Source organism: Symplocastrum torsivum (assembly GCF_059505465.1).
This window is the reverse complement of sequence record NZ_JCACKQ010000005.1, coordinates 1-26,011: the sequence shown is the minus strand read 5'-3', so window position 1 is coordinate 26,011 and position 26,011 is coordinate 1. Positions and strand designations below refer to the sequence as shown.

Here is a 26,011-nt window from a genome sequence, read left to right as displayed (position 1 = left end):
AAGAGCTACCGAATTTGCATTTAGGGCTAGGTCGTTTACTGTTGGCTTAGGTTGACAGCCCTTTTGCTTCTGAGAGGTTGACCTCAGTTAGGTTGACACCCGTTAGGTTGGTCTCACTTAGTGTGGTAATGGTGTTCCAAAAGCTGGTATTCGGATGGTAGGATTGCATCTTCAAATTCATCCCTGTTAGTGAAAATTTGAAAAATTCGCTCCATCTTAGTCATTTCAAATATCATGTTCACTTGCTCATTAATGGAACAAAGGAAAATCTTACTGCTTGTTGCTTTCACAATTTTCAGTGCTGCTAAGAGAGTTCCTAATCCAGAACTATTCATAAACGTTATGTCCTGAAGATCGAGCAGCACAATATCAATACCTGTTTCCACGGCGGCATTGATATCTTTACGCAATTGAGTTCCCTGAATACCATCTAAAATTCCAGAGGGTTGAAAAACTTTGACTACAGAACTCATTTAGGGAACTCCTATTCTTTGGTTAGATGCTTGGACAAGATTTGATTTGCGATCGCTACAACGGCTATCACGACTTCACCTACAGAAGCTAAGATAGACAGTCCTTCTCGCTACTCAGGTTCACTCATCCTGTATTGATGAAGACTGATAGGCAGAGGTAACGGATCGCTTCTCTTTTATAGAGTTCCCGATTTTTTTCTCTCAGGAACAGCAACTACCCGATAAGACCCAAAAATCTGAGACTGATGTTGGTAGTCACAAACCCATACACAAACACCCCGATTGCAACATTAGGGTTCTTCTTAGCTAGTCGTAAATGAATTGCTTGTTTTAGGTCAAAGGCAGTTTCCCTTTCTCCTTTGACGTTCATAATCCGCCCGGAGTTTAAACTCCGGGCTAATAGCTCAAGTCCACTTCAGTGGACTAAAACTCTTATCCAGTCGTCTTTAGATGAAAATTCCTCTCCCCTACCACCTACCACCTATTTTCTAGATAGATGTGAGCTTACGCTGTTTAGAGGCAACCGTTTAGCCTCCCGTCCAAGCAATGGGGGGACTGGGATAGGAGGGAGACACAAAAGGACTTGTACTTGATTTAGTTTCTTCATCCAGGACGTTCACCACCTGATTGTATAAGTCCTCTGCCTGTTGCATAGAGTCACCAATGCTGGTCAATCCCAGTTTGCCAAACTCCGAAAGGGAACCCATTAGGTGAAACACGCTGCCCGTTCTGGTGCTGCTATCAAAGTGTAGACGGTGGTGAGCAATGATATCCATCAGATCATTGGGCATTAATCCTTGGTAGCGTTCTTTTTGCAGGTTGTCAGAGGCAATGTAGTACTTCTCTCGACCTTGATGGCTGTAAAAAAGACCTGTAGAAGAATCATACCGACCATTGGTTAAATATTTGAGGGTCATGAAGGGATGGGTTGTGCCGCCTTTGCGTAGGTTGATTTCAATCGCTTGCAAATCCCAGGCTGCCCCCTTGCTATCGGGTTGATGTACCGCGACAAAATCGACCCCGTAGCGTTCCATTGCCCCTTTTTGAGCTAATGCCTGACCAACTCGTTTCCCCAGTTCTTGTAGGCGTAGCCGATACACTTCATCAGCAGGGAATCGGCAACCGAGATAAATCTGACCGTCTGGGCCACCTAAGATTTGATCGTGGGTAGACAGTATTTCTACTTCGCCATTGGGAGTGATGTAACCTTGGACACTAGGCGATCGCTTTTCTTCTCCTTCAATAAATGCCTCTACCAGTGCGCCTAACTCTGGGACACGACTAGAAAAATTTGCCCAAGTCTCTGTCTTCGCTTGGAAGCTTAAATGCTCCATACGTTTATGAAGTGCTGCCACACGTTGGGCATGGGAGACATTCCCCGGAGACATTTCTGCTATTGGTCTTAAGTCCAAAATCGCATTACCCTCTCCTGAAAAACCTTCGTTAAGTTTGACTACCATCCGCTTTAAGTCGGGTTGGCGTTCCCACAACTCGGCAGCTACCTCGGCTAAATCATCAGCCTTCGTGACACTCTCACTGCCATCTGGATGAGTCACACCGGATTCTGCGAAAATTTCCCGACTGCCGCTTTTGGTGCCCCAATACAGTAAAGCAGGGTCTGGAGCAAGCAGTGGTAAATCTAGTCGCACAGATAACTCTTGCTCTAGAAAAGTCGAGTTATAACAAACCATGTAAGATTTGTGAGGGCGCAGGGCTTGACGAATTCGCTCAATTAAGCGGGGACGCTCTAAAATCTTTTGGGTAAGGGGTTTGAGGGAGCCATCATAGGTCGAAAGCAGCAGCAAGCGATCGCGTGCGTGAGAAAAGGGAATCCCAGGCAACAACTGCAAATAGTACTCAATCACAATCGGCGACATTGGCTGCGCTGTAACGTAGATCAAGCGAGTACGGGGGTTACGCAGACGAATCAACGAGAACAAAAGTCGTTCTTCATAGTGTAAAAAGCCCTGAATCTTCTTCAGTTCTCGCTGGTCAACACTAACGGACGGCACCACCAAAATATCGTGGTCATCCATGTCAAATAGGTCAACATTATGCCAGCGATCGCGCAACTGGTTTTGAAGGTGCCGAAATTGCTCTGCTTGTTCAGAGGAAGAAGAATTTAACGTGTGCATCGCCCCAAACCCGCCCTAATGCTGATCAATGCAATCTTAACGGTTGCTGGGGCAACTGGTTAATAAACCTTCTTTGTTAAGTCCTGTGAGTTTTACAGACAAAAGAAGGCACCATCAATGGCAAATTAAATAGGGCAAACAAAATTGGAAAAGGGACGCTACCGATGGAACTCGTTAAAGTTCAATTGATGTTCGAGAATGCTCCACGACGGTCTCATAAGGATTACTCAGCGGAATTGGAAGACTTAAATGGAAAGTTAGTCGAATTATCCCGACTCCCTACCCAAGGCGAGTTAGTCTCGTTTCCGGACGGGAAGCTACATACTGTAGGACCATGCTTTACCGTCATAGAAGTTGTTCATTTCGCTTCTCCTAGCACAACTGGTTTAGTCGGTCAAGTAACACTGCGTAAGTGCTTCCCCAGGTAGGTGATGTTGTCTGAAAAGTTGTTGTTGCAATGATGTATGGCAGAAAGCCGTCAGCTATCAGCTTTTTTGTTTTCTTCTGTATCTCTTGTTTCACACATCTTCTGCTGTACCTCATCTCTCCAGGAAACTGCTATATGTAGCTGTCGCCATAAAGGTTAGGACGGATTTAACGGTCTAAACAACCACTTACTAGTACTCAAGCTTCTGCCCTCTGCATAAGAGCCTTTTGCTAGCTATAAGTGCCGAGTAGCTGACTAAGATATCCTGTGCGTGATTCACCCTAGATGAGCCAAATGGATGAAGTACCGTTGAGATGCAGTACGTCAAACTTTCACTGTAGTCAAATGTTTTTGCATTCAAAGGTGATTCAGTATGGGTTTCTACTCCCAGGTAATTGCGCCGCGACTGCTGGATTGGGGTATGTCCGACCCCAGTTTAGCTTTGTACCGTCGCGAAGTTTTGTCAGATGTGCAAGGAGAGGTGCTAGAAATCGGTTTTGGCACAGGGATAAATCTCTCTTACTACCCTGAGCATCTTCAACAACTTGTTACAGTTGATGCCAATCCTGGGATGAATGCCTTAGCTCAAAAACGGATCGAATCCTCCAATATCCGAGTCGATAACCGAGTTCTCAATGGCGAGAACCTGCCGATGGCTGACAACACATTCGATTGCGTTGTCAGCACTTGGACGTTGTGCAGCATTGCTAATGTTGAGCAAGCACTCAAGGAAATCTATCGGGTTCTCAAGCCAGAGGGACGGTTCTTTTTTATTGAGCATGGGCTGAGTGATGACCCAAAGGTTCAGGTATGGCAAAATCGCCTGAACCCGATCAATAAAGCGATCGCAGTTGGCTGTCATCTCAACCGCAACATCAAGGCACTGGTAGAAGCCCAGTTCAAGAACGTAACTGTTGAGCAGTTTTACGCGCCAAAAAGCCCAAAAATTGGTGGCTATATGTACAAAGGCGTTGCCAGCAAGGTTTGATCGCGATTAACGTTCCATATCTTCTACAGATTTAGGAACAGCGTCTGTCAGAACATCATGCCCTTCAGCGGTTACTAAGACATCATCCTCAATCCGAATTCCAATCCCGCGCCAACACTCGTCAATCGCTGGTTGTCCTTCAACGGGTTCGGTATCCGGTCCAATATAAAGTCCTGGTTCTACGGTTACGACATGACCGGGCTGCAAAATCTGCCAGTTTTCACCGTGTTTGTAAGCACCTGCATCATGGACATCTAACCCTAGCCAATGCCCTGTGCGATGCATATAGAAGGGTTTGTACTTCTCTTCTTTGATGATTTCCTCAATGTCTCCGGCAAGGAGTCCTAAATCCATCAACCCTTCGACTAGCACTCGTACAGCGGTGTCATGAAATTGGTTATAGGGGTTTCCTGGCTGAATTTGTGCGATCGCATCTTGCTGGGCTTTCAAGACAAGCTCATACAGTATCTTTTGCTCTGGAGTAAATTTATTACCAACCGGGAAGGTACGAGTAATATCTGCGTTGTAGTACCCATATGCACACCCTGCATCAATTAGCAATAGGTCATTATCCTGCATCTGTCGATCATTCTCAATGTAGTGCAGCACACAGCTATTCGCACCCGATGCCACAATCGAAGGATAAGCAGGTCCCAGCGCCCCCCGTAGGCGAAAGATATGTTCGATCTCCGCCTGAACTTCGTACTCATAGCGTCCTGGTTGGGCAAATTCCCGTGCGTGGTTGTGCGCTTCAACAGAAATCGCAACCGCTTTCCACATCATCTCCAATTCCGCAGCACTTTTGACTTGGCGCATTGCATGGAGAATTGGATTAGTTGATTCGATCGCGAATGGTCCTGTGCCACGCTTGGAATAGGTTCTCATCAAGCGTTGCCAATGATCGAGGATGGTGTCGTTGAATTTGCGATCGCGTCCCAAGTGATAATAAATCCGATCTGCCTTTTCTAAATACTGGGGCAACTTCTCATCGAGTTCCGCAATTGGATACGCCTCATCTGCACCAAATTTCTCCTTAGCCGCTTCCACACCAGTACGGTAGCCTGTCCAAACTTCTTTCTCCCGTTCTTTGGGTTGAACAAATAAAATAAAGCGATGTTCTTCATGATGTGGCGCTAGCACAGCAACCGCTTCCGGCTCATTAAAACCCGTCAGGTAGAAAAAATCGCTGTCTTGCCGAAAAGCGTACTCAACATCGTTGTGCATCACAGCAACTGGAGCGCTCTTGAAGATCGCCGTACCACTGCCAATCTTCGCCATCAACTGCTCACGACGTTCTTGGTACTCTGTATGCAGAATCATAACGGTCTTCACTATCTCGAACTTTATAGATTTACTACCTAATACTCTGGACAACACTTAGCCAGAGTTGTTATTTGTTGAGGAGTAGCACCCCTCAGTCAAATTCGCTACTCTAATCAGGGAGTGTATTGCCTAGGGTTTTACTGAGACATTATAGGCATTCTACTGAAACTTCATAGGTTTAGAACCGACGTTACTTCTAAGCAAGGAGAATAAATAGAACTTACGCACCTTTAACATAATTTCGGGTAGTTTAAGCTGTCGTCACTCCCCGTAACCTTCCTTAAAAAAGGTGAGCTAGATGTAAATCCTGATATAGCCAAAATCAGGGATCATTCTCGCGTCAAACTCTTGAACCACAATCCCATATCCCCAGACATTAAGAAAAGAGGCAACAATGGCCCACTTTCCTATCCAGGAATATGACCAAGTAACCGATCCAAAGGTAAAGGCAGTCTATGAGGAAATTCTCGCTGAACTAGGATTTGGCATTGTACCCAACCTGTTTAAATCAATGGCAATTAGTCCAGACTTTTTGGAAGCTAGCTGGAAAAACTTCCAGGCTACAATCTTGCAGGGAAGTGTACCCCGGACTATCAAGGAAATGATCGGCGTTGCCATTTCCCAAGCTAATGGTAGCCAGTATGCGCTCCAAGTTCACCTACATGGGTTATCGGCATTAGGAATTAGTGAAGAAGTCCTCCAGACGCTTGTCTCTGATTTTGATAACTGCCCGCTACCTGAGCGAGAAAAAGCTGTCATTAGCTTTGGCTTAGTTGCTGCTACCAAACCTCATAAATTGACCTGTGCATCTTATCAACACCTGCAAGACTTGGGGCTAGATCAAGAAGAACTCTTCGAGCTTATTGCCACGGCAAACTTGTTTACAGCACTTAATCAATACACAGATACAATCGCCCTAGATATTGACAATTTATGAGTTTTTATCCTTTTTCGATTAGTGGCGGGAGGCTTGAAGCTCAGGATCGGGAACAACTTCTACAAACAACGCAACGCCTACTCACTGAAGTTCAAGCACTTTCAGTACGCATTGCAGCAGTGAATGAAATTGCCAATGCAATTAACCGTTCCCTAAATTTGGATGAAATTTTGCGGATAGTAGGCAAGCAAGCCAAATGGTTGCTGGACTTCAAACATTGTAGTGTCTGTCTCAAAAGCGACGATGGTTCTTGTCGTATCGTCACTTTATTTGGTCCAGCAGTGGAGTGCAGCTCTTGTGTTTTCTCAGATAACAATCCGATTAGTCGGGCATTAAAAACTGGACAGCCCCAACTTAATCCCAAAGATTATAAAAATACTTTTCTATCCGCCTACGCTTCACAAATCATTATTCCTCTAGAACGGGAACGACAAGTTATTGGTTCGATTAATTTCGCGACAACGCCTCCACAAACCTACACTCATGAAGATTTACGCATTGGCTTTTTACTAGCTTTGCAAGTATCTACTGCTATCCAAAACGCCAAGCATTTTAAGGAAATGGACTTGCTGCTAGAGGAGATGAATCGGCTGTATTCGGAACTCGATGTGGAACGACGCAAGTCTGATAAACTCCTATGTAATACACTACCACTAGAGATTGCTAATGAGCTGAAGCAAACTGGTAAAGTTAAACCAACTTCCTACAAATCTGCCACAATTCTCTTCACGGATTTCAAAGACTTCACTAAATTAGCTGAACAGTTAACGCCAGAAGAATTAGTTAATGAACTGGATTATTGCTTCTCCTACTTTGATATGGTAATTGAAGCACACAAACTGGAGAAGTTGAAAACGATTGGTGATAGTTATATGTGTGTTGCAGGAATTCCTATTCCTAATAAAACTCACGCCATTGATGCTGTCCTTGCCGCTCTACAAATTCAAGCATTTATGGGTTGGCGAAGACAAGAAAAGATTTTAAACAATCACCCGTATTGGGAAATTCGGCTGGGTATTCACTCTGGCTCTTTACTCGCTGGTGTTATTGGCAAGAAAAAGTTTACTTATGATGTGTGGGGGGATGCGGTTAATACTGCCTCCCGAATCGAGTCATCTAGTATTCCCGGTGCTATTAATATTTCTCAATCGACTTTTGAATTAGTAAAAGATTTTTTTGAATGTGAACATCGAGGGAAGATAGAGGCAAAAAGTAAAGGTTATATTGATATGTATTTTGTTCTTGGCATTAAAAAGCATCTGGCTTTCGACCCCTTAGGTTTGTTGCCCAATGATGAGTTTAATGCCCTTTACTCAAGTATTGAATCGAATTAATCAGGGGCAACCCTAGGCAGAGCCGCAGGTGAAGAGATTGCCCCTCCTGTATGGGCTAACGAAGAATAACTTTGATTTTTGCCCAGTTAAATTCGCTAAAAGTTGTAACTCAAGACTTGAATTACTGAGCCACTCTGAGGCAAATCGCTTGATTTGAGGGTTAGCATATCGCTGTTGAGTCGGCGCACTGTCATCCCATCCATCAACGTCAAGAATTCATCTACTGGCACAATATCGCAAGCCGCACCATCAGCAGCTTGTGTTCGGAAATGAGTAGGAATGACAACTTTAGGATTAAGGGTGCTGATTACTTGCTTGGCTTCTTGAGGATTGTAGGCTTTTGGTCCGCCTCCCACAGGGATGAGTGCTAAATCAGGACGCCCGATAAGGATTTTTTGCTCAATATCAATTGGTGCAGCTGCTCCCCCTAAATGTAGGGTTTTGACACCCCCTTGAGTCCATAGCCAAGCGACGTTATTGCCAAAGCGGCGTCCACCAACGCGATCGTGAGCGATACTAATACCCTGTATCTGTATGCTACCCACCTGATAGACACCTGGTTCAAAAAGTATCCGAGGATTCCCTGGAAGCCCCTCGGCGGCTCCTTCATCAAATAACTGGCTACTAATTAGGACTAAATCGGCTGCCACCTTGGGCACACGATACCCAGCCGTACATCCTAATGCCCGAAATGGATTCACTAGAATTCGTGTACCACCACCAGTAAATAAAAAGCAGGTATGCCCAAGCCACTGTACTGAAAGTGCCCCACCCGGTGCTTGCGCTTGATATGAGCTAAGTCCAGAAGCTAAACCCGTTCCAAGCGTTGTGAGCAAACCAGCACCCGCGTAGCGCATCAACTGTCGCCGTTTCATGTTTTCTTGAATTAGTTCCCCATTGAGTTTACTGCCATTGAGTGACGACACGACGCTGGAAGTGATTCCAGGAAGTTTCGCATTAGCTGTTTACCAGAAGAGGTGAGAATACTCTCTGGATGAAATTGGACGCCTTCAAGGTGGGGATAGTTCCGGTGTCTGACACCCATAATGGTTCCATCCTCAACCCAAGCCGTTATCTCCAGTACCTCTGGACAGCTACTGCGGTCAATCACCAGACTATGATACCGAGTTGCAGTAAACGGATTAGCTAATCCCCGAAACACACCAACACCTATGTGATAAATCTCAGAAGTCTTACCATGCATCAGTACAGGGGCTGAAGCAATCTCTGCACCGAATACTTGACCTAGGCTTTGATGACCCAGACAAACGCCCAAAATCGGCACAGTTGCACCGAGATTTGTGTATAACGACCCAGAGATACCTGCATCTTCAGGACGACCTGGACCCGGAGAAATGACTATCCCATCGGGTTGGAGTCTCTGGATTTGTTCTAGGTCGATTTTGTCATTGCGGTAGACCTGAACTTCTGAGGCTACAGGTAATTCTTTACCTAATTCTCCTAGGTACTGAACCAGGTTGTAGGTAAAACTATCGTAGTTGTCAATAACGATGATCACTCAACATAACTCCTTTGGGTCTGAAATTCTTCAAAGCGCTACTCAATCGCTTCTCGACCCTCTTTATCCTAGATTGCTATTGCATAACTGACTGAATTAATGTCAATAGCGGTGGGATTAGGAGTGACCCAGCGACAAATACTGCTGCGATCGCAGAAATGAGAACAGCACCCGCTGCACAGTCTTTCGCAATTTTTGCCAGTTCATGGTAAGTCTGTTTGACCGTTAAGTCAACAACCGACTCAATGGCTGTGTTTAACAACTCCAACGCCAGCACTAATCCGCTTGTTATGCAAATCACAGAAATTTCCACAGCACTTAGGTGTAAAAAAACACCCAAGCTAATTGCTAGGGTGCCAATTACAGTGTGAATGCGAAAGTTGCGTTGTGTCACAAAGGCATAAGACAGACCAGCCCAGGCATATTTGAAACTAAGCATTAACGTCGGGGCAATCCGCCATGCTAAGTCCCGTTTACGTTTTATCGGGTCAGATTGGTTAGGATTCGGCATGGACAGGTCTTGAGGCATAGACAGCGCACTTGATGTGAGGAATTGAGAGTGAGTAGACTGAGCCTTTTGTAACACCATTGATTTTTGCTTCATCTAAAGGGGTACATAGTAAGAATGTAGAACCAACCCTAGCGTTGGATAGTTAGATTGACACTCTGAAGTAAGGTTTCCTGCTGATTAAGCATTTCTATCAAACGTTCTTCATCCGGATGATCCCATCCCAAAAGATGAAGTAAGCCGTGGGCAGCTAACCACGCTAGTTCAGTTTGTAGGGGATGCCCTTGTTGTTGAGCCTGTCGCTCAGCTGTATCAACCGAAATCACAACATCCCCAAGATACAAAGGCACAGACAACTGAAATTCGGTTGGTAACTGAGGAGAGTTTACCTCCAAAGCGGCGAAAGCTAGTACATCTGTTGGTTGATTTTTGTGACGGTACTGAGCATTAAGTCCCTGGATCTCTGCATCGTCAGTAAGGCGAAGTGTGAGTTCATAGGCATCAGTCGGTGAGAGAGCAGGTTGCAGGATTTCTAGCCATTTATAAAACCAGCTTTCCCAGAGTGAGATCGAAATTGAACAGGGGAGTTTTTCCGCCTCACTAATTGTTGACCGGGACGCGGTAAAAAAATAATCCTGAACACTCACTTCAACTTCCACACTTAAAGCCTCTTAAGGAATTGCCACAGACATCTAACGGGTTAGGTAGGCAAGACCAACAAGCACGGTCAATAAGCCAGCCGTTGTTAGGAAAAAATGTTTTAGGGATGTCCCGCGCTTACGCACCATGTTACGCATAGCGAGTTTTACATAACTTGGCTTGTGTTCTGTTGCGGCTGGCGGGTTTATCGTTTCCTCAGAGCCTTGCTCTAGGGCTTCGGGTGCTGAAGATGGATTACTCATAAAATAAAGTGAATTTCGCTCAATGGTTATTTTATGACTCTAATGTAACAGTTTGCTTAACAATTGCTACTCAATCCCTAGAATTTGAAGAAGGCAGAGGGCTTTTATGTAACGAATTGGAAGAGGATTTTTCCTCAAGGGAGCTTTGGCGATCGCAAAATCCCCCTTGAGAGTCAGCAGATCATACTACAGCGATGAGAAGAACTATCAGGACTGTAGGTTGATCGAAGCTAGGCATTAGATCAAAGACACCGAGGCAATAAAGCGCAGAGGCTCAAGGCAGATAAGCCTGTTCTAGGTTAGCTGATTTTCCTGGCGGAGGTAGGCTTCAATAAAAGGGTCAATGTCGCCATCTAAAACATCACTAACGGCTGTAGTTTCAACATTCGTGCGTAGGTCTTTTACCATCTGATACGGATGAAAGACATAGTTACGAATCTGGTTCCCCCAAGCGGCTTCTACCATATCGCCTCGAATTTCGGCAATTTCCTGGGCACGTTGCTCCTGAGCAATAATTAGCAGCTTTGCTTTCAGAATCGCTAAGGCTTTCTCTTTATTTTGCAGTTGACTTCGCTCCTGAGTACAACGCACAGCCACACCTGTCGGAATATGCACAATCCGCACGGCTGTCTCTACCTTGTTGACATTTTGCCCGCCCTTGCCACCAGCACGAGTGGTTGTAATTTCTAAATCCTTGTCTGGAATGTCAAGCTCAACGGAGTTATCGATCAACGGCATTATTTCCACGCCAGCAAAACTTGTCTGCCGCTTGCCGTTCGCATTAAAGGGAGAAATCCGCACGAGTCGGTGCGTTCCTTTCTCAGCTTTGAGATAGCCATAAGCATTACGCCCGTCAACTTCTAGCGTGACTGACTTAATCCCTGCTTCGTCTCCTTCCGAAAGTTCCGCCAGTTGTACCTTGTAACCCTGCTTCTCTGCCCAACGGGTGTACATTCGCAGTAAGATTTCCACCCAATCTTGGGCATCAGTCCCTCCTGCACCCGCGTTAATTGTGAGAACAGCACCTTTGGCATCGTAAAGTCCTGAGAGCAGTTGTTCCAACTCCCAACGCTCAAGTTCCTGAGTAAGTTGAGTCAGATTGGTTTCAGCTTCTTTTAGCAGAGATTCATCAGCTTCTAGTTCTAGTAGCTCTAAAACTGCTTTGGCATCCTCCAGACTGCTTCGCCAGTGAGCATATTGCTGGAGGCTTGATTTGAGGTCGTTAAGTTCTTGAAGTGTCTGCTGCGCTGACGTTTGGTCATCCCAGAAATCTGGTTGTGCAGCCAACTGCTCCAAGTCCTGGATTTTTGCGTTTAGAGCTGGAACGTCAAAGATAGTCCTGGGTTTTACCCAGGCGCTCTGACAACAGTTCGACTTCGCGTTTGATATCTAATGCTTCCATGATGATTTCTATCCTTCGCTACCACACTTTGGGTTGCATAGTTGATTTTAACTAGAGTCTGGCATGAGTCACAAAATAGGGGTGCAGTTGGCTACACCCCTCCCCTATCCTGCTTATGTTTTATGAAATAAGCTAATCAGCCTACAAAACTTGGAAGGCACATCAGCCTTAGATTAGTCGCGACCGTTTAAGGCAATGAGCAGCCGTAAAATGAAGATAAACAGGTTGATGTAAGTCAGGTACATCGACAAAGCAGCAGGTAGATACTCGTCGTCGCGGTAGGTGCGAGGCAGGATGTAGAAATCCACGACAGCCGCCCCAGCAAATAGAAAGACACCAATGCCGGAGATGCCAATTTCTAGCCAACTGGGAACACCGCCTCCAAAAAATGAGAAGAGCAGCTGAGCGACCAAGACGACAACTAGGGCAATCATGCCTAGCTGTACGGTTTTGGTGAGAGCCATACCGTCTTCATCAGACAAGTTGGAGCCAATTTGTCTACCTGCAATGAAGGTAACACCACAGCCGAGGGCAGCAAAACCAATTCCTTGCAAACCAACGCCTGGTGTTCTGAGGGCAAGGAAGATTAGACCACTAAGGGTATAGCCAGATAGCAGACTGTAGCTAGCCAACAGGGGCAGTGCGACACCGTTCTTTCCTTGTCGGGCAATGCCACTGGCTACGAAGAAAAGAGCGATTTCAGCAATCAGGGCTACCCAGAAGGTTGTCATGAATAGCTGTGGGTTGGAACGGAGAACACCAAGTCCTCCGTAGGTGCCGAGTGCGGTTAAGACAAGTCCGCCACCCACATAGGGAAGCGCGTTGGCGATGACATTCGGTCCAACTAGCGCCTGACCTTTGGCTTCGCGAATTGCTTGACGAAAGTTACTGGTGTTGCTCATGAGATTTCCTCTGAACTTTCCGATGAGTTACAAACACAAATTTATCTAGTCCTATTGTGACGAGTTCTGAAGCACTCGGCTAGGAGGGAAAACTAGCCAACGTCAGTTTCTGCCTAAAGGCACATTTAAGCGATCGCAAATTTCCCCGTTAAGTCATCTCCGCATATATACGGAGATGGAAATTGTCGAGCGCAATTATTTCCGTAAAACAACGATAGTTTAATCCTTTCTATGTACAGACAATGATTTCAGGATGGCTTAGTTACAGCAAGCCACTTGATGGCATAGGTTGCAGAAATTGAGGTTTTTTATATCATGGCGACTCAGTCTGTCCGTTTTCGCGGAATGGAACTTTTGATTGCTTACTCCCGAAATCCAACGGTTGAAGTTCGCAATCAGATAGTACGGTTAAACATAGGTTTGGTAAGAAAGATTGCTTATCGAGTCAGTCAGCAGTGTACTGAACCTTATGAAGATTTACAGCAAATTGGCTATCTCGGTTTGATTCGTGCCATTGAGCGGTTCGACCCTCATCAAGGCTGTGCTTTCAGTTCCTTTGCTGTGCCTTACATTCGGGGCGAGATGCTACATTTTTTACGTGACAAGGGCAGTACTGTCAAGATTCCGCGTCGCTGGCAGGAACTGCAACGGGAAGGGCAAAAAGAGAGTAAAAAATTGGAAGCTATCCTCGGACGGCTGCCCAAAGATGCTGAGATTGCTCAAGCCTTGAAGGTATCATTGCGCGAGTGGCAGGAAAGTAAATTAGCTATTCAAAATCGCCTACCTTTAAGCCTGGATGCAACGGTAGGGCAGACGGTTGATTCTGTCCTAACGTTGGGAGAAATGTTACCTGACGCCTATCATGAAGCTTGGCAAAATCGGGAAGAAGAGCGACAACAGCTACACGGAGCAATGAGCCATCTAGAAGAGAAGACTCGCAGTGCTATTGAGTATGTTTGTTTGCGGCAACTACCGCGTGAGGAAGCAGCCAAACACATTGGTGTTAGCCCAATGACAGTATCAAGACATGTGAAGCGAGGCATAAACGAGTTGGTGTGCTTGTTACAGCCTCAAGTATCTGGTCGTCTTGCTAGTTAACGCTAGATTGTTAGTGGTTATTAGTATCAGTTTTTAGAGTAGAAAATAGGCTTTCCCAGTTAGCTGGGTGGTTGCTATCTTCTCCCTCTTTCACTTCAAAAGTGACATTACGAGCCTTAGGTTGCTCTAGCACCTGAACACAAAGCTCAGCAATATCTTCTCGACTCACCTTGCCCCGGATGTTGTCACCTTGCTCAAAGACCAAAGCCTTACCTCCAGGTTCTTCGGTTAGAGCACAAGGTCTGATAATAGTGTAAGGAACCCCACTTTGGCGCACACTCTCTTCTCCTCGTAGCTTCCAGGTGAGAATTCCTCCTAGTTGGTCGTTCATCCGTACCGCAGGTGGTTCCTCTTCTAAGTTAATTCCCGGACGTCCTGGACGAGTGACACCCGCTGAACTAATCATAATGAACTGCGGTTTTGGGGCACTACCATAAGCTTTAATCGTTTCCACTTGTAGGGCAAAGCCACCTGGTTGAAATTTCGGGTTCAGTTCTCCGTCATACTCAAACTTGCTGAGCATTAGCTGCAACGCATAGATTTGGCTAGAATCGAAGGCTGGAGTGTCTTTTAGTGTTTTAGCGCGAAATACTGGAATCAGAGCCTCAAACGGAATGCGAACATTAATCCAGCTATCTTTATCTGTATCGAACGAATAGCAGTAGGAAATACCATCCCATTTGGCTTCCGATCGCAAAATAAACTTATACCGCTGACCATCTCCCTTCACACACAGTTCTATTCCCTTGTATTCAGCCAAATCCACTGCTGGCTCGAAGTTACGGGTACGAACTGAAACAAAGCCACCGGAGTTTTGAGTCGATACATTTCCAGTGAAGAGTGCTGCCTTATCAATTAGTCGAATAGAACTCTCACTAACGCCACCCATCACAACATCATCTACAGCACCCCAAGTTTCTTTCACGTCATCTGTTGGGTGCTTAAAATCAAATAGCAGCTTTTCCCCTGCCATTCCCAGACTCATCGCCGCCGCTTGTACCAAATTTTTGATACCTTGATAGTCCACAATTTCAGGACTATCCACAACTTCTGGCATATAGAATTTAATGCCTTGATAGTATTTTGCTCGGTCAGGTGTATCGCCTTCGACAGGCTGAACCCGGACTCCTGTGCAACACACGACAGCAGAAATACCGTCTGTCAGTGCAGGGGTTAATGTCTCTGGGATGGTGATGTCTGCCTCGAATAGTTCTACATCGTTGCCAAGCATCTGCTGTGCTTTTTTGGCATCCCTGACTAAAGCACGTACTTGATAATTTTGCTCGACTAGGTGTCGCACAACTCGCTTCCCGACACCGCCAGTTGCGCCAGCTACCAGTATTACTCCCATTTGTTTGCCTCTACTCTGGTTTTCTGGTTTACGATTGGTGCGTGTGAATAGCTGCTGTAGCCAGTTCAGGAAAGGGATGACCTCGAAGTAGGTCAGTGTTTCAATAAATCTGCCAGCGTCCCACTGGGAGCGATTTTTTTCAGTCACAACCGCTGCCTTTATATTTTCTTTAGTGTATCGAAACTGCCCTAGCTTTCGTTTCTAACATCTACAGCAGTACAACGGCATAAGGAAGAAGAATCCCTTCCCAACCCTCTCCTGATTTATGGCTACCGTGTCTACACATCTAATGAAGATGAGCCAGTCTCGTAAAAGCGATCGCCTTCCCACTTTCAAGAACTTAAACCCCTGCTTCCTTGACATAGGCAACAGCCATTGGTGCAAGCTTTGGCTCTAACTGAGCAATCACCGAATGATCCAGGTCAGTCCAAACTCTTGGCTGACCAAACATACAGGGTTGTAAAATTGCCCACAATTGACCATCCTGGCACAAGTGAGCATGAATCAAGGCTCGGTGTCCAAAGTTTTCTCGCTCGAAATCTACGTTGACGACTTCTGGACTTGCGGTCTCTACATCCTCCACAAAAATTGAGTCTTCAGCACGTAGCGCGGCGGCAAATAAGGGGTCTTCTTGGGGTAATGATTCCGGTTCTTCCTTCCAGTCAGCGTCTGTGACATCCGGATATTGGTCGCTGCGAAGCCAGCAGTAAGCAATTTTCCCCATTTTAGTTTGAGGATTACGCAGATAAAGAAAGCATCGATGACACTGCAACAGGTCGCCTAAAGCTGGTAGTATCTCAGCAAAGACAGCATCCGGTTCACTAGCAGTGGCAAGGATTTTTTCTAAAACTGGGGGTAAAGCTTGGTCAGCCATGCGCTTGTTGTCGTGCCGTTGAGTGTGAACAGGATAAATCGAGACTTGCTTTTATTATCCAGTGGAGTCTAAAGGCGATCGCTCTCCCAAAAGCCAGAAACTTGTCAAGATATCACTTTGACCAGAGGATAAGTATATGAGTCTATCCGTTATCAAAAATTACTAATCATTAGGAGCAACGTGGATTTATGCTCCAGTTTCAGCCTCCTGGCTTTGGGCAAAAGGTCGCTAATACTTCCTTGGGTTCGATGGTGTACTACACACCAGTTGCTCCCCCGTGGACAGTAGCAGTGCCGAATGAGGAGGAGTTACCTAGTCTGATCTTCCTGCATAACTTCGGTGGCGGTGCTTCGGCTTATGAATGGTCAAAGGTATATCCTGCTTTTGCCACGACTCACCGTGTCATTGCGCCTGATTTGATTGGTTGGGGGCAATCTGCTCATCCCATCCGGGACTACCAGGTGAGTGACTATCTAACAACACTGGCGGAGTTTATCTCACAGGTAACTGATTCTCCAGCAATTGTTATCGCCTCTTCCCTTACAGGTGCGTTGGCTGTTCGTATTGCAATTGAGCATCCAGAATTATTCAAGGCGCTATTTCTTGTTTGTCCCTCTGGGTTTGATGACTTCGGGCAAAATGCTGGAAGGAGACTACCGCTAAATATTGTTAGAACACCACTCTTAAGCAGCCTGATTTATACCTTAGGGGCAACGAATGATGTTGCTGTGCGTAACTTTTTGGTGCAGTTTCTCTTCGCAAAAGCTGAACGGGTAACTGAAGAAATGGTGGCGGCGTATCTCGCTTCTGCACAGCAACCAAATGCCGAATATGCAGCGTTGGCGTTCTTGAGGGGTGACCTTTACTTTGATTTACCCCTGTATATTGATCGATTAACAGTACCAACTACTGTTGTTTGGGGAGAAGAGGCACAGTTTACCCGCGCTGATTTAGGTAAGCGTCTGGCACGTTTAAACCCAAAAGCGATTCAAGACTTTCAAGTTATACCCGAAACGGGTGTACTCCCGCATCTGGAGCAACCAGCTATAGTGATTGGGTTACTGGAGCGCTATTTGCGATAGCGAAGCGCTGCTGCCAAGCAGATCGCTCGAACACTCACAAGTTTAGTTTTTTGACATTCCTCCTCTACTCCCCAATCTCTGTTTTCCACTGGCGGAGATAACGGAGCAAAAATTTTAAGAATATCACCCTTGAGCTAACCGTTTCTAAGCTTGGGTGGTATCTGTAGAAGGGGTGGCAGTGTCTGACTCAGACGAGGAGGTAAAGCTTTTTGAAATCCAGCTAGTCAGAATGTGAGATAACAACCCCATCGGACCAGCGAACAAACACAACGCCAGCGAGTGAACTGTCCAAACACCAGTCCGCTGTCCTTCCCAATAAATGTAGCGCCCAACAAATAAATCCATTACCAGGAAATGAATCCAGCCAGTCGCGGCGGCTTTTTCATCCGCAAAGAATCGGGCAATATCAGCTAGTTGAGGATTAGACAACGCTTCAGCAGATTCTGGTGTAATGCTAGTGACGAATAAATACACATATAAACCAGCCAAAGCAACAAAAGGTAGATAAGATTCCATCACTTTTCGAGTCACACCCCAGTTTGGCAACAGAATCATTAGCGCCCAAAAGGGTAGAACGAATAAATTAGCGCCATTAAACAGTTGAGTAATTGTCATAGCAAAGAGAAGGATGTTGAAAACGTAAATCCCCTTGATTCTACAAACTTCGGAAGATTCAGATTAGGTAGCATCTATACCTGATAGGAGAGTTAAGAGGCAAATCCTTTTGAGAGACTGAAACTACTAAGGTAAACGTGGTTTTAATAGAAAAACGTCAAATCAACTTCAGGAGGAACATTATGGGAATCGGTGATCAAATAGGGGATGTATTTAGAGGTTTAAGGGGTGACGAGCGCGAACGACGCTATGATGACCGGGAACATCGCGATCGCAATGATGACCGTGAGTACAGATACCGGGATGATGATCAAAAGTATCGTCGCCACGATGATGATGATGAACACCGCTCTCGCTATCGGGATGATGATCAAAAGTATCGTCGCCACGATGATGACGATGATGAACACCGCTCTCGCTATCGGGATGAAGATAGAGAGTATCGTCGTAACGACGATGACGATGATGACGAGCATCATTCTCGACACCGCGATCGCGACGACGATGACGATGATGACGATTAAAAGTTTGGGTTTGTAGCAAAAAACTACTGCACATCAATACGTTTTGAGTAGACAGCAGACTCTCTGATCTGAATATTTTGTTAAAGTAGCTTGCTGTAGGCACAGTCAAAACAATTGACTGTGCCGTACTTTTGATCAGGGAACCGATTATCAATAGGGACAAGTTGATGCCGAACCCATCACAGCAGCAAGAGCAAATCCGCGCCCATGTTTTTATTACTGGCAGAGTCCAGGGAGTTGGCTATCGCTTCTCAACGAGGGATGAGGCTAATCGATTGGGTATCAACGGCTGGGTGCGAAATCTTTCGGATGGTCGTGTGGAAGCGCTTTTTGAAGGGAGTAAAGCTGCTGTTGAGGAGATGATTAGCTGGTGTCACCAAGGACCACGAGGCGCTGTAGTTAAAGATGTGGCAGTTGAGTACGAGGAACCGGAAGGGTTGCAGGGGTTTGAAACTAGGCGCTGAGAGCATTTGCTAGGGTGGTTATCATCTCGATTAAAACCTGAGTAGCGCTGGCATGAGTATTGATGATGAACTTTGCGAACTGCAAACGGTCACAGAAGGCGATCGGGCGCTGCAATTATTTATAGACCGCTATGAGTTGACTCGCCTATTTGCAGAGTATCTAAATGATGAGTCACCCCGTAACAAGATTCTGTTCTTTCATGGGGATGGCGGCAATGGCAAATCTTTACTGTTGAAGTTCCTGCGGCAAAGATGTTGCAAGCTATTCTTGCCGGAAACCTGGCAGCAACTCCAAGCTATACCCAAGGCTGAGGTGGCGAAGGTTGCAGCTTATATCGAGAACGCTAAACCAGGAGAGGACTGTATCCCGGTGCCAGCAGTACTCCTGGATTTTAGTCAGAACCTAATCGGAGATAGACTCAAATCTCCTTTTGATGGCTTGTTGATGTTACGGCGAAACTTAGCCGAGGCTTTTGCTGACTTGCCCTACCCCTTGCGCTTCCCTCTTTATGACTTCGCCTGTGTTTGGTATTTCTACAAGACTGGCAACCTGGAACAGGCAAAGGAACTACTGCCATCGGAAGAGATGGATTTTATTACTGGAATTGTGGATGCTGTCAGCGATACGTCTTATGCGAGCATCGCCAAAGCGGTACTCGGTGTCTTTGGCAAGCATTTAGGCGAGAAATTCAAACTCTCCCTCCAGAAACGGGGTTTAAAGGAGGAAGATATTAAAGCGATTCAGGGGATGGAACCCCATACGGAATTAATTGATGCCTTGCCGCGTTTGTTTGCCAAAGACCTCAATGCAGCAATGGCACAGCAAGAAGAGCTTAAAAGAATTGTCCTATTTTTTGACGCCCATGAAGCGTTTTGGGGTCATCAGCGCGACCTGCCGGAGGAGGTGTTTTTCCAACGGGATGAGTGGCTGCGGTGTTTGTTGAGAGCGCTAGACTTGTCAGCAGGAATTGTGGCAGTGGTTGCGGGTCGAGAAAAGCCGCGTTGGGTTGAAGCAACTCGGTTTGCCATTCCCCAGCAATACCTCGATAGTCAGTTGGTGGGGCATTTTTCGCCAACCGATGCCAGAGATTACCTGCAAAAGGCGGATGTTAAAGATGCTGCCTTACAGCAGAGTTTGATTGACTACGCTAGCGTTGCAGCCGACGAGGTGCATCCACTTTATCTGGGTTTGTGTGCCGATGTAGTCCTGGCAGCAAGAGCGCAGGGGAATTTTTTGACACCGGATGACTTCCCAACTGCCCCGGAAACGCTTGACAAATCCAGGGAGTTGATTAATCGACTCTTGAGATATGTAGATAAAGAAGTCGAGGTGGCAGTTCACGCGCTAAGTGCTTGTCGGGCTTTCGATTTTGAGCTTTATCTCAAACTGGGTCAGGCGCTACACTTTCACGCCACTCGTGCAGCTTTTTTTGACATCCTCACGCGCTTTTCCTTTGTGTGGCAGGTACAACGGCGGGGTGAGAATTGGTATCGCATCCACGATTTGCTGCGCCGCTTGGATGATGAAAGCGGCAATGAGATAACCCGTCGCGCTCATGAGGTTTTGGAGCAGCACTATCGGGAACGGGGGGAAGTGGCAGAGGCGATTTATCATGCCAACCGCTTGGATTGGGAGCGGGGTGTGGAGGAATGGGTAGAGGTGTTTGATGCTGCCTTGAAGTTGAGCCGTAATGATCAATGCCGCACGCTGCTAGAAGTTAGGAGCGATCTATTAATTCAAAATGACTTTTATCTGGGCAGAATCTCACAATCCGAAGCCGATTACTTTGCAAGCTTAGCTCGATATGAGGAAGCCAAACAGGAATACTTAGAGGCTATTGCCGCCTATGAACAAGACCTCAGCCTTATCCCTAAAGATACCGCTACCCTTAACAACAAAGGGACTACCCTCTTTAAACTAGGTGAGTTGCAGGTGAGGCTGGCACTGTATCCAGAAGCGTTGCACAGCTACCAGCAATCGCTAGAAGCCTACAACCAAGCCCTTCATCTTACCCAGGATGATGCCGATGCCCACAACAACAAGGGTAATGCACTGCTGGGCTTGGGCAATTTGCAGGCGAGGCTGTCCCAGTATCCAGAAGCGTTGCACAGCTACCAGCAAGCCCTAGCAGCCTTTGACCAAGCTCTCAACTTGGTTCCTAATGACAACTATGCCCACAACAACAAGGGTAATGCACTGCTGGGCTTGGGTAATTTGCAGGCGAGGCTGTCCCAGTATCCAGAGGCATTGCACAGCTACCAGCAAGCCCTAGCAGCCTTTGACCAAGCTCTCAACTTGGTTCCTAACATATCTGGAAGTTTTCAACAACAGGGGGAATGCGCTCGTAAAATTAGGTGACTTGCAATACCAGATGGCCCAGCATACAGATGCCTTGCACAGTTACAGGCAAGCGCTTGCTACCTATGACCAAGCCCTCCAGCTTGCCCCGAATTTAGTGCAATGTCTTAACAACAAGGGGACAGTACTTGCAAAACTATGTATCTTGCACACACAACTGGAACAGTATCCAGAGGCGTTGCACAGTTATGAGCAAGCGCTGGCTACCTATGACCATGCTCTCTACCTTGCTCCGGATGACACCTATATCCACAAAAACAAGGGGTTAGTGCTTCACAGGTTGGGTTTCTTGCAGGCAAGGCGCTCATTACAGGTAAGACTCTCAGAGAACATAGAAGCACTTAAGAGCTGGCAAGGGGCTGTGGCAGCGTTTTCTTGCTACCTGACGATCGTGACAGGCGATGAGTACATCCGTAATTTAAGAGATTTGCTACAAAAATTTCTTGATAATTTATGACTCTTGAATGCGATCGCACCTTTAGTATTAATGAAAATGGCATCGCCTAAACTTAAATAGCAAGTTGTCAGGCAAGAACATTTAAGGAATTAAAAACGATGTCTTTGCAAGAATTACGCGAACAAGCATTGCAGCTATCCGTAAGCGATCGCTTGGAATTGATGAGTGCCATCCTTCAGTCACTTCAACACGAACTCAGACCTCGTCCTGAGCGTAAAGGCGCAGCGCAGAGGATGCGCGGACTACTCAAAACCGATGCGCCCCCTCCAACTGATGCCGAAGTTGAAGCGATGTTAGAAGAACGCTTGGTGGAGAAATACCTGCAATGAGGGTATTAGTGGACACCAACATTATTCTGGATGACTTTCTAGAGCGAGAACCTTTTGTAGAGGATGCAGCAGGTCTGATGGAAGCGATCGAATCCGAGAGAATTGTTGGGTATGTGACAGCAACAACTCTAACTAATATTTTTTACATTGCTAGAAGGCAAACAAGGAGCGTTGAGCTTGCTAGACAAGCAGTTTCTGAGACACTAACGCTGATGGAAGTTTGCTTGGTAGACCGTGTGATTTTGGATGCAGCATTCTCCTCTAACTTGAGAGATTTTGAAGATGCCGTTCAATTAGCTTGTGCAATGGCATCAAGGCTTGACGCCATTATCACCCGTAATGCACAAGATTTTGCGGGTGCTACTTTGCCAATTTTGTCAGCTAGTGAATTATTAGAGAGTTTGTCTTGAACTGGTGGTTGTTTTTTGGGAACGTTAGCCTTTCGTCTATCTCTCGTAAGGGTTTGCACTAATCCGCCCTTTATTGACACTTCTGAGATAGTAGCCCCTCGTTGGTCTATCTTTCAGGTCGAATGTACTATCACTCCCTACTCTCCATATCTTGTAGTTGGAGAAGGTTAGAGGAGTTTGCGGTTCGCAGACTTCAGGCATGTGGTCACCGAGTATGAAGTACGCTGGTCTTTTTCCCATAACCCTAGCTAAACCATTTTTGTCCACTACAACAGACGTTTCCTCGTCTACAGCTATGCCCAAGGCGCTATCAGATAAACCGTCTCTAATTAGGCGAGCAATGAAGGTCATGGTGCGACCCATCCTGTCCCGTGCATCAAAGTGTGTATCAGCAACAGTTCCCTTGAGATTTTCCCAATTGAAGAAATTGTCGGTGAAGCTAATATCCTCGTAAGGGTCTTCTAGCGCCTCTTCAGTTTCAACGGTGTCCGAACAAGCGTTGTAGACAAAATCACTTTGAATCATTGTGCCTGCACTGGTTCCCCCGATGCCGCCTCCTCTTGCATAAACAGACTCTACAGCCGTCTCAACTCCTGTTTTTTTGAAATTCCGGGCATATTCGCACTGGTCACCGCCAGTGAAGAAAATTACCTCAGCATTTCTAACTGTATCTACAACATCAGCTTTATTGGCATCCTCTCGACTCGTGATGACAAGAGTTTCCACGGAGTCAACACCGTTCATTGCAAGGATTGGCGCGTTATAGCTATCATCGCCGGACGCTCGAATGACTACAACATCGACCTTAGTGGCGCAGTTGGTACATCCCCTAACCTGATCGATCATCCACTCAATAGCAGGGTCTACGTCAGTACCACCACCACCCAAATCATGAGCAGGTCCAGCTAATGCCGGATTGACATCGCCAGCGTTGCCCTCCAAATAGCGTGTGACCTTTGCCTCAGCAGGTGATGCCACCAAAACTATGAGTAAAAACAGCACCACCGCAAAACTTTTCAGCATTGTCCTTGTTATTAAATCCTTAGACCACAGACTCATTGCTTTTTCCTAGACCAAAGCAAATCTTCCAAGGCTAAACTTTGTCACACCGCGATCGCACTTGTCTAGATGCCAGGAAAAGCTTGCTGACTAATCACCATGAAAAATGCGATCGCTTCTCTTGGGTTGTGAGTGCGATCGCATTATCTTAAACAAGTTGTTCTACTTCAATTCAAATTAACTTTGTAGTTGTCGCTGCGGAGGCATTACAACCTTCTTCGCTAAACCAAAAGTCTTTAATACTTGAATCGCCCACCAAGTGACATCAACTTCCCACCATTTCCGTCCGGCTGGAGCAACATTTGGCTGAGCATGGTGATTATTGTGCCAGCCTTCTCCATACGTTAAGATCGCCGCCCACCAAAGGTTACCAGAGTTATCATCTACCTCAAAGCTTCGATAACCTCGCATATGAGTTGCCGAATTAATCAACCAAGTGCTGTGCCAAAGTAACACTGTTCTGACAAACATCCCGTAGATGACAAACGACCATCCACCCAAGGCATAGAGCAACACTCCTAAGGGAATTTGCAGTAACAAGAAGTTGCGGTCAAGCCAGCGATAATATGGGTCTCGTGCTAAATCAGGCGCAGATTTCTTATAGTTTTCGTAGTTAAAAAACTCGTCGTTCTTGTAAAACAGCCAAAGCATGTGGCTCCACCAAAAACCCCGACGAGCTGAATATGGGTCTTTTACTTCGTCCTCTGTGTGAGCATGATGCTGACGGTGACCGGATACCCAAAAGATGGGGCTTCCTTGCAGTGCAAAGGCACCGATGGTCGTAATGATATACTCCAACCACTTTGGTACCTGAAAACTACGATGGGTTAAAAGTCGGTGATAACCCAAGCAAATGCCGATGCTGCCAAATAGCCAGTGTAGAAAAATCGTGACTCCCACGGCTGACCAGGAGAAAAACCAAGGAGCCAGTAGTGCTAAAGCGTGAATTGCCGCGAAAAACGTCGCGCTAACCCAGTTAAAAGTTAAAGGCGGTCGAATTTCCGGGACAGCAGAGAGTGAGTTGTTAGTCATGAATCTTCCCTCTTTTGTAGAGAGGTCGTTATAGTGAGGAGATGCAAGTAATACTTGCACTCTTTAAATCTAACAACGGTTTTCTAAAAATGCAAGTGTTACTTACATTTTTATGCCTTTATGCATATGCCTCGAACAAATTCTTCAACTCGACAGCGCTTAGTCAATGCAGCGCTTGAGTTATTTCGCTCTCAGGGCGTTATCGAGACGACAACTCGGCAGATTGCAGAATTAGCACAGGTTAATGAAGTAACGCTGTTCCGCCAGTTCGGAAGCAAGCAAGGGTTGCTTTTGGCCTTGATTGAAGACTCTGCGGTGTTTACTCACCTGGGTGAATCCTTAAGAACGCAAGTAAATCAGACAAGCCATGTAGATGAGGCGCTAAGAAACTATGCAAGCGATCGCCTAAAAGCGCTAGAAAAGATTCCAGACTTACTGCGTTCAGTAGTTGGTGAGGCAGGGCAATACACCGTCGAAAATCGTCGGGCGCTAGGAAGAGGTATCACTCTCGCCAATCGTGATGTTGCCCACTATCTCGCAACCGTTATTGAGCGTGAGCAGCTACACTGCCGTTTACCTGCTGAAAAATTATCTAGCTTGCTCAATGTGATGTTGTTCGGATATTTAGTCATCGAATTGACAAGCGAGTTCCATGAACTTTGGGAGAACCGTGAGGATTTTTTAGAGAGTTTAGTGGAGGTGTTCTTATATGGAGCTGTTTCACCCTTACCAGAATCTTCAGCAGGTGCTGTCAGTCTAGACAAAGAGACTCCTTTAGAAGCAAGGAAAAATTCAAATGAGAAAGTAGCTGATTTACCCGCTTCTTTAGTTCGCTCGATTCTGCTACAAGCGAAAAAGCAGGGATTGCAGGATTATGCTCTCGCTTACGTGCTATTTGGAGCTGGTTTGCGTCCGCAAGAGGTTGTCGCTTTAGAGCGATCGCATCAAATCATTGATGAACACCAACACCTGTTGCAAATCACTCAAGGTGCAGTTCGACAAGTGCCAGTCAATCAGTGGATTATGGGAAAGCGGTATGGCTCCTACATTCGCAATCCTCTAAGTCAGTGGCTCAAGAGTCGTAAAGATGAGCAGTTGGCGATGTTTGTGAATGAGGAAGGTCAACGGTTTTCAGAGGAAGAGTTACGTGCTTTCTGGCAGACATTTACTTCAGGATTATTAACACCTGAAGGTCAACCGCTATTTGTAGAACAAGCACGACAAACTTGGTGCGTAGAAATGCTGATGAAGGGAATTGATTTAGAGGATTTGAGTATCCTCAGCGGTTGGGATACTACGCAATTACATCCCTATGCCCGGAGAGGGAGAGAAAAGGCGGCTTTAGAACGAGCGCTTCGCCTCGATCAAAAAGCTTAGACTAGCTTGAAAATAAGGCAGAAGGAGTAAGAAAAATTTTCATTCCTTTATTGTGAGCAAAACAGCTCATGGTGCCTAGTAGTGCGCCACAAAGATTATGACAGGTTAACACAGGGATATAAATATAAGT

29 protein-coding genes are annotated in these 26,011 nt (G+C 46.0%); 13 read left to right on the top strand and 16 right to left on the bottom strand.

Annotation, left to right across the window (positions count from 1 at the left end):
* Positions 1-46 precede the first annotated feature (46 nt).
* The 3 genes from AC5JL3_RS01350 to AC5JL3_RS01340 all read right to left on the bottom strand — a co-directional run bounded on the left by AC5JL3_RS01350 (position 47) and on the right by AC5JL3_RS01340 (position 2,608).
* Positions 47-169 carry a pentapeptide repeat-containing protein gene (locus AC5JL3_RS01350; RefSeq protein WP_496072775.1) on the bottom strand — a complete coding sequence of 41 codons (123 nt, stop codon included), beginning with the start codon at positions 167-169 and terminating at the stop codon, positions 47-49.
* Complete coding sequence (locus AC5JL3_RS01345) at positions 114-473, bottom strand: STAS domain-containing protein (protein ID WP_496072774.1); 360 nt, start codon at positions 471-473, stop codon at positions 114-116. Before AC5JL3_RS01345 ends, AC5JL3_RS01350 begins: the two co-directional genes overlap by 56 nt.
* A gap of 527 nt (positions 474-1,000) precedes the next feature.
* Positions 1,001-2,608, bottom strand: a complete 1,608-nt coding sequence (locus AC5JL3_RS01340) for a peptide ligase PGM1-related protein (protein WP_496072773.1) — start codon at positions 2,606-2,608, stop codon at positions 1,001-1,003.
* 164 nt (positions 2,609-2,772) lie between these two features.
* Here AC5JL3_RS01340 and AC5JL3_RS01335 point away from each other — a divergent pair, with 164 nt between their 5' ends.
* Entirely contained in the window at positions 2,773-3,036 is a 264-nt protein-coding gene (locus tag AC5JL3_RS01335) for a hypothetical protein (RefSeq protein ID WP_496072772.1), read from the top strand.
* A gap of 372 nt (positions 3,037-3,408) precedes the next feature.
* Positions 3,409-4,023: a class I SAM-dependent methyltransferase gene (locus tag AC5JL3_RS01330; RefSeq protein ID WP_496072771.1), complete on the top strand. Its 615-nt coding sequence runs from the start codon at positions 3,409-3,411 to the stop codon at positions 4,021-4,023.
* Positions 4,024-4,029: 6 nt separating this feature from the next.
* Here the strand turns inward: AC5JL3_RS01330 and AC5JL3_RS01325 are convergent, their stop codons facing one another.
* Positions 4,030-5,343, bottom strand: coding sequence for an aminopeptidase P N-terminal domain-containing protein (locus AC5JL3_RS01325; RefSeq protein ID WP_496072770.1), 1,314 nt, complete (start codon positions 5,341-5,343; stop codon positions 4,030-4,032).
* 397 nt (positions 5,344-5,740) lie between these two features.
* On the opposite strand from AC5JL3_RS01325, the gene AC5JL3_RS01320 reads away from it, so the two are divergent.
* Entirely contained in the window at positions 5,741-6,283 is a 543-nt protein-coding gene (locus AC5JL3_RS01320) for a carboxymuconolactone decarboxylase family protein (RefSeq protein ID WP_496072769.1), read from the top strand.
* Positions 6,280-7,617, top strand: coding sequence for an adenylate/guanylate cyclase domain-containing protein (locus AC5JL3_RS01315; RefSeq protein WP_496072768.1), 1,338 nt, complete (start codon positions 6,280-6,282; stop codon positions 7,615-7,617). The genes AC5JL3_RS01320 and AC5JL3_RS01315 overlap by 4 nt, the downstream gene beginning before the upstream one ends.
* Positions 7,618-7,712: 95 nt before the next feature.
* Here AC5JL3_RS01315 and AC5JL3_RS01310 read toward each other — a convergent pair whose 3' ends face one another.
* From AC5JL3_RS01310 to AC5JL3_RS01280, 7 genes are all read right to left on the bottom strand, one after another.
* Positions 7,713-8,492, bottom strand: a complete 780-nt coding sequence (locus tag AC5JL3_RS01310) for an MBL fold metallo-hydrolase (protein WP_496072847.1) — start codon at positions 8,490-8,492, stop codon at positions 7,713-7,715.
* 11 nt (positions 8,493-8,503) lie between these two features.
* Complete coding sequence (locus AC5JL3_RS01305; protein WP_496072767.1) at positions 8,504-9,136, bottom strand: anthranilate synthase component II; 633 nt, start codon at positions 9,134-9,136, stop codon at positions 8,504-8,506.
* Between the two features lie 76 nt (positions 9,137-9,212).
* On the bottom strand, positions 9,213-9,647 hold the full coding sequence (locus AC5JL3_RS01300) for a diacylglycerol kinase family protein (protein ID WP_496072846.1): 435 nt from the start codon (positions 9,645-9,647) through the stop codon (positions 9,213-9,215).
* 128 nt (positions 9,648-9,775) lie between these two features.
* A complete protein-coding gene (gene ybeY, locus AC5JL3_RS01295) occupies positions 9,776-10,303 on the bottom strand; it encodes an rRNA maturation RNase YbeY (RefSeq protein WP_496072766.1) in 528 nt (175 codons plus the stop codon).
* A gap of 33 nt (positions 10,304-10,336) precedes the next feature.
* Positions 10,337-10,546 (bottom strand): DUF3285 domain-containing protein, encoded by a 210-nt coding sequence (locus AC5JL3_RS01290; protein ID WP_496072765.1) that lies wholly within the window; start codon positions 10,544-10,546, stop codon positions 10,337-10,339.
* A 294-nt stretch (positions 10,547-10,840) separates the two neighbouring features.
* A protein-coding gene (gene prfB / locus AC5JL3_RS01285) for a peptide chain release factor 2 (RefSeq protein ID WP_496072764.1) occupies positions 10,841-11,948 on the bottom strand; the annotation gives its coding sequence in 2 pieces (ribosomal slippage) (positions 10,841-11,875 and positions 11,877-11,948; 1,107 coding nt in all).
* Positions 11,949-12,121: 173 nt separating this feature from the next.
* A complete protein-coding gene (locus AC5JL3_RS01280; RefSeq protein ID WP_496072763.1) occupies positions 12,122-12,850 on the bottom strand; it encodes a Bax inhibitor-1/YccA family protein in 729 nt (242 codons plus the stop codon).
* A 315-nt stretch (positions 12,851-13,165) separates the two neighbouring features.
* On the opposite strand from AC5JL3_RS01280, the gene AC5JL3_RS01275 reads away from it, so the two are divergent.
* Positions 13,166-13,948 (top strand): RNA polymerase sigma factor SigF, encoded by a 783-nt coding sequence (locus tag AC5JL3_RS01275; RefSeq protein WP_496072762.1) that lies wholly within the window; start codon positions 13,166-13,168, stop codon positions 13,946-13,948.
* A 10-nt stretch (positions 13,949-13,958) separates the two neighbouring features.
* Here AC5JL3_RS01275 and AC5JL3_RS01270 read toward each other — a convergent pair whose 3' ends face one another.
* Complete coding sequence (locus tag AC5JL3_RS01270; RefSeq protein WP_496072761.1) at positions 13,959-15,446, bottom strand: CIA30 family protein; 1,488 nt, start codon at positions 15,444-15,446, stop codon at positions 13,959-13,961.
* Between the two features lie 193 nt (positions 15,447-15,639).
* Entirely contained in the window at positions 15,640-16,173 is a 534-nt protein-coding gene (locus AC5JL3_RS01265; protein WP_496072760.1) for a GAF domain-containing protein, read from the bottom strand.
* A 188-nt stretch (positions 16,174-16,361) separates the two neighbouring features.
* Between AC5JL3_RS01265 and AC5JL3_RS01260 the strand changes: the two genes are divergently transcribed.
* The gene (locus AC5JL3_RS01260; RefSeq protein ID WP_496072759.1) at positions 16,362-17,255 is read left to right on the top strand and encodes an alpha/beta fold hydrolase; all 894 of its coding nucleotides are present in this window, start codon (positions 16,362-16,364) and stop codon (positions 17,253-17,255) included.
* A 144-nt stretch (positions 17,256-17,399) separates the two neighbouring features.
* Here the strand turns inward: AC5JL3_RS01260 and AC5JL3_RS01255 are convergent, their stop codons facing one another.
* Positions 17,400-17,870 carry an ABA4-like family protein gene (locus AC5JL3_RS01255; RefSeq protein ID WP_496072758.1) on the bottom strand — a complete coding sequence of 157 codons (471 nt, stop codon included), beginning with the start codon at positions 17,868-17,870 and terminating at the stop codon, positions 17,400-17,402.
* Positions 17,871-18,052: 182 nt separating this feature from the next.
* Between AC5JL3_RS01255 and AC5JL3_RS01250 the strand changes: the two genes are divergently transcribed.
* From AC5JL3_RS01250 to AC5JL3_RS01225, 6 genes are all read left to right on the top strand, one after another.
* The gene (locus AC5JL3_RS01250; RefSeq protein WP_496072757.1) at positions 18,053-18,394 is read left to right on the top strand and encodes a hypothetical protein; all 342 of its coding nucleotides are present in this window, start codon (positions 18,053-18,055) and stop codon (positions 18,392-18,394) included.
* A 167-nt stretch (positions 18,395-18,561) separates the two neighbouring features.
* A complete protein-coding gene (locus AC5JL3_RS01245; protein WP_496072756.1) occupies positions 18,562-18,858 on the top strand; it encodes an acylphosphatase in 297 nt (98 codons plus the stop codon).
* 52 nt (positions 18,859-18,910) lie between these two features.
* The gene (locus AC5JL3_RS01240) at positions 18,911-21,217 is read left to right on the top strand and encodes a tetratricopeptide repeat protein (RefSeq protein WP_496072755.1); all 2,307 of its coding nucleotides are present in this window, start codon (positions 18,911-18,913) and stop codon (positions 21,215-21,217) included.
* Between the two features lie 13 nt (positions 21,218-21,230).
* Positions 21,231-21,674 carry a hypothetical protein gene (locus tag AC5JL3_RS01235; protein ID WP_496072754.1) on the top strand — a complete coding sequence of 148 codons (444 nt, stop codon included), beginning with the start codon at positions 21,231-21,233 and terminating at the stop codon, positions 21,672-21,674.
* Positions 21,675-21,772: 98 nt separating this feature from the next.
* Positions 21,773-22,003 carry a hypothetical protein gene (locus tag AC5JL3_RS01230; RefSeq protein ID WP_496072753.1) on the top strand — a complete coding sequence of 77 codons (231 nt, stop codon included), beginning with the start codon at positions 21,773-21,775 and terminating at the stop codon, positions 22,001-22,003.
* Positions 22,000-22,413, top strand: coding sequence for a putative toxin-antitoxin system toxin component, PIN family (locus AC5JL3_RS01225; RefSeq protein WP_496072752.1), 414 nt, complete (start codon positions 22,000-22,002; stop codon positions 22,411-22,413). Before AC5JL3_RS01230 ends, AC5JL3_RS01225 begins: the two co-directional genes overlap by 4 nt.
* A 36-nt stretch (positions 22,414-22,449) precedes the next feature.
* Here AC5JL3_RS01225 and AC5JL3_RS01220 read toward each other — a convergent pair whose 3' ends face one another.
* On the bottom strand, positions 22,450-23,436 hold the full coding sequence (locus AC5JL3_RS01220) for a cyanophycinase (RefSeq protein WP_496072751.1): 987 nt from the start codon (positions 23,434-23,436) through the stop codon (positions 22,450-22,452).
* A gap of 213 nt (positions 23,437-23,649) precedes the next feature.
* Positions 23,650-24,504, bottom strand: coding sequence for an acyl-CoA desaturase (locus AC5JL3_RS01215; protein ID WP_496072750.1), 855 nt, complete (start codon positions 24,502-24,504; stop codon positions 23,650-23,652).
* A 126-nt stretch (positions 24,505-24,630) separates the two neighbouring features.
* Here AC5JL3_RS01215 and AC5JL3_RS01210 point away from each other — a divergent pair, with 126 nt between their 5' ends.
* Complete coding sequence (locus tag AC5JL3_RS01210; RefSeq protein WP_496072749.1) at positions 24,631-25,881, top strand: TetR family transcriptional regulator; 1,251 nt, start codon at positions 24,631-24,633, stop codon at positions 25,879-25,881.
* Positions 25,882-26,011: the final 130 nt, after the last annotated feature.

Excerpts from the sequence above, each read along its gene's own strand:
- AC5JL3_RS01275 (WP_496072762.1), top strand. The coding sequence starts at position 13,166 with ATGGCGACTCAGTCTGTCCGTTTTCGCGGAATGGAACTTTTGATTGCT.
- AC5JL3_RS01260 (WP_496072759.1), top strand. The coding sequence starts at position 16,362 with ATGCTCCAGTTTCAGCCTCCTGGCTTTGGGCAAAAGGTCGCTAATACT.
- AC5JL3_RS01230 (WP_496072753.1), top strand. The coding sequence starts at position 21,773 with ATGTCTTTGCAAGAATTACGCGAACAAGCATTGCAGCTATCCGTAAGC.
- AC5JL3_RS01240 (WP_496072755.1), top strand. The coding sequence starts at position 18,911 with ATGAGTATTGATGATGAACTTTGCGAACTGCAAACGGTCACAGAAGGC.
- AC5JL3_RS01290 (WP_496072765.1), bottom strand. The coding sequence starts at position 10,546 with ATGAGTAATCCATCTTCAGCACCCGAAGCCCTAGAGCAAGGCTCTGAG.
- AC5JL3_RS01250 (WP_496072757.1), top strand. The coding sequence starts at position 18,053 with ATGGGAATCGGTGATCAAATAGGGGATGTATTTAGAGGTTTAAGGGGT.
- AC5JL3_RS01335 (WP_496072772.1), top strand. The coding sequence starts at position 2,773 with ATGGAACTCGTTAAAGTTCAATTGATGTTCGAGAATGCTCCACGACGG.
- AC5JL3_RS01310 (WP_496072847.1), bottom strand. The coding sequence starts at position 8,492 with ATGAAACGGCGACAGTTGATGCGCTACGCGGGTGCTGGTTTGCTCACA.
- AC5JL3_RS01340 (WP_496072773.1), bottom strand. The coding sequence starts at position 2,608 with ATGCACACGTTAAATTCTTCTTCCTCTGAACAAGCAGAGCAATTTCGG.
- AC5JL3_RS01255 (WP_496072758.1), bottom strand. The coding sequence starts at position 17,870 with ATGACAATTACTCAACTGTTTAATGGCGCTAATTTATTCGTTCTACCC.
- AC5JL3_RS01225 (WP_496072752.1), top strand. The coding sequence starts at position 22,000 with ATGAGGGTATTAGTGGACACCAACATTATTCTGGATGACTTTCTAGAG.
- AC5JL3_RS01235 (WP_496072754.1), top strand. The coding sequence starts at position 21,231 with ATGGCCCAGCATACAGATGCCTTGCACAGTTACAGGCAAGCGCTTGCT.
- AC5JL3_RS01215 (WP_496072750.1), bottom strand. The coding sequence starts at position 24,504 with ATGACTAACAACTCACTCTCTGCTGTCCCGGAAATTCGACCGCCTTTA.
- AC5JL3_RS01350 (WP_496072775.1), bottom strand. The coding sequence starts at position 169 with ATGCAATCCTACCATCCGAATACCAGCTTTTGGAACACCATTACCACA.
- AC5JL3_RS01280 (WP_496072763.1), bottom strand. The coding sequence starts at position 12,850 with ATGAGCAACACCAGTAACTTTCGTCAAGCAATTCGCGAAGCCAAAGGT.
- AC5JL3_RS01220 (WP_496072751.1), bottom strand. The coding sequence starts at position 23,436 with ATGCTGAAAAGTTTTGCGGTGGTGCTGTTTTTACTCATAGTTTTGGTG.
- AC5JL3_RS01245 (WP_496072756.1), top strand. The coding sequence starts at position 18,562 with ATGCCGAACCCATCACAGCAGCAAGAGCAAATCCGCGCCCATGTTTTT.
- AC5JL3_RS01345 (WP_496072774.1), bottom strand. The coding sequence starts at position 473 with ATGAGTTCTGTAGTCAAAGTTTTTCAACCCTCTGGAATTTTAGATGGT.
- AC5JL3_RS01330 (WP_496072771.1), top strand. The coding sequence starts at position 3,409 with ATGGGTTTCTACTCCCAGGTAATTGCGCCGCGACTGCTGGATTGGGGT.
- AC5JL3_RS01265 (WP_496072760.1), bottom strand. The coding sequence starts at position 16,173 with ATGGCTGACCAAGCTTTACCCCCAGTTTTAGAAAAAATCCTTGCCACT.
- AC5JL3_RS01210 (WP_496072749.1), top strand. The coding sequence starts at position 24,631 with ATGCCTCGAACAAATTCTTCAACTCGACAGCGCTTAGTCAATGCAGCG.
- AC5JL3_RS01325 (WP_496072770.1), bottom strand. The coding sequence starts at position 5,343 with ATGATTCTGCATACAGAGTACCAAGAACGTCGTGAGCAGTTGATGGCG.
- AC5JL3_RS01315 (WP_496072768.1), top strand. The coding sequence starts at position 6,280 with ATGAGTTTTTATCCTTTTTCGATTAGTGGCGGGAGGCTTGAAGCTCAG.
- AC5JL3_RS01300 (WP_496072846.1), bottom strand. The coding sequence starts at position 9,647 with ATGCCGAATCCTAACCAATCTGACCCGATAAAACGTAAACGGGACTTA.
- AC5JL3_RS01320 (WP_496072769.1), top strand. The coding sequence starts at position 5,741 with ATGGCCCACTTTCCTATCCAGGAATATGACCAAGTAACCGATCCAAAG.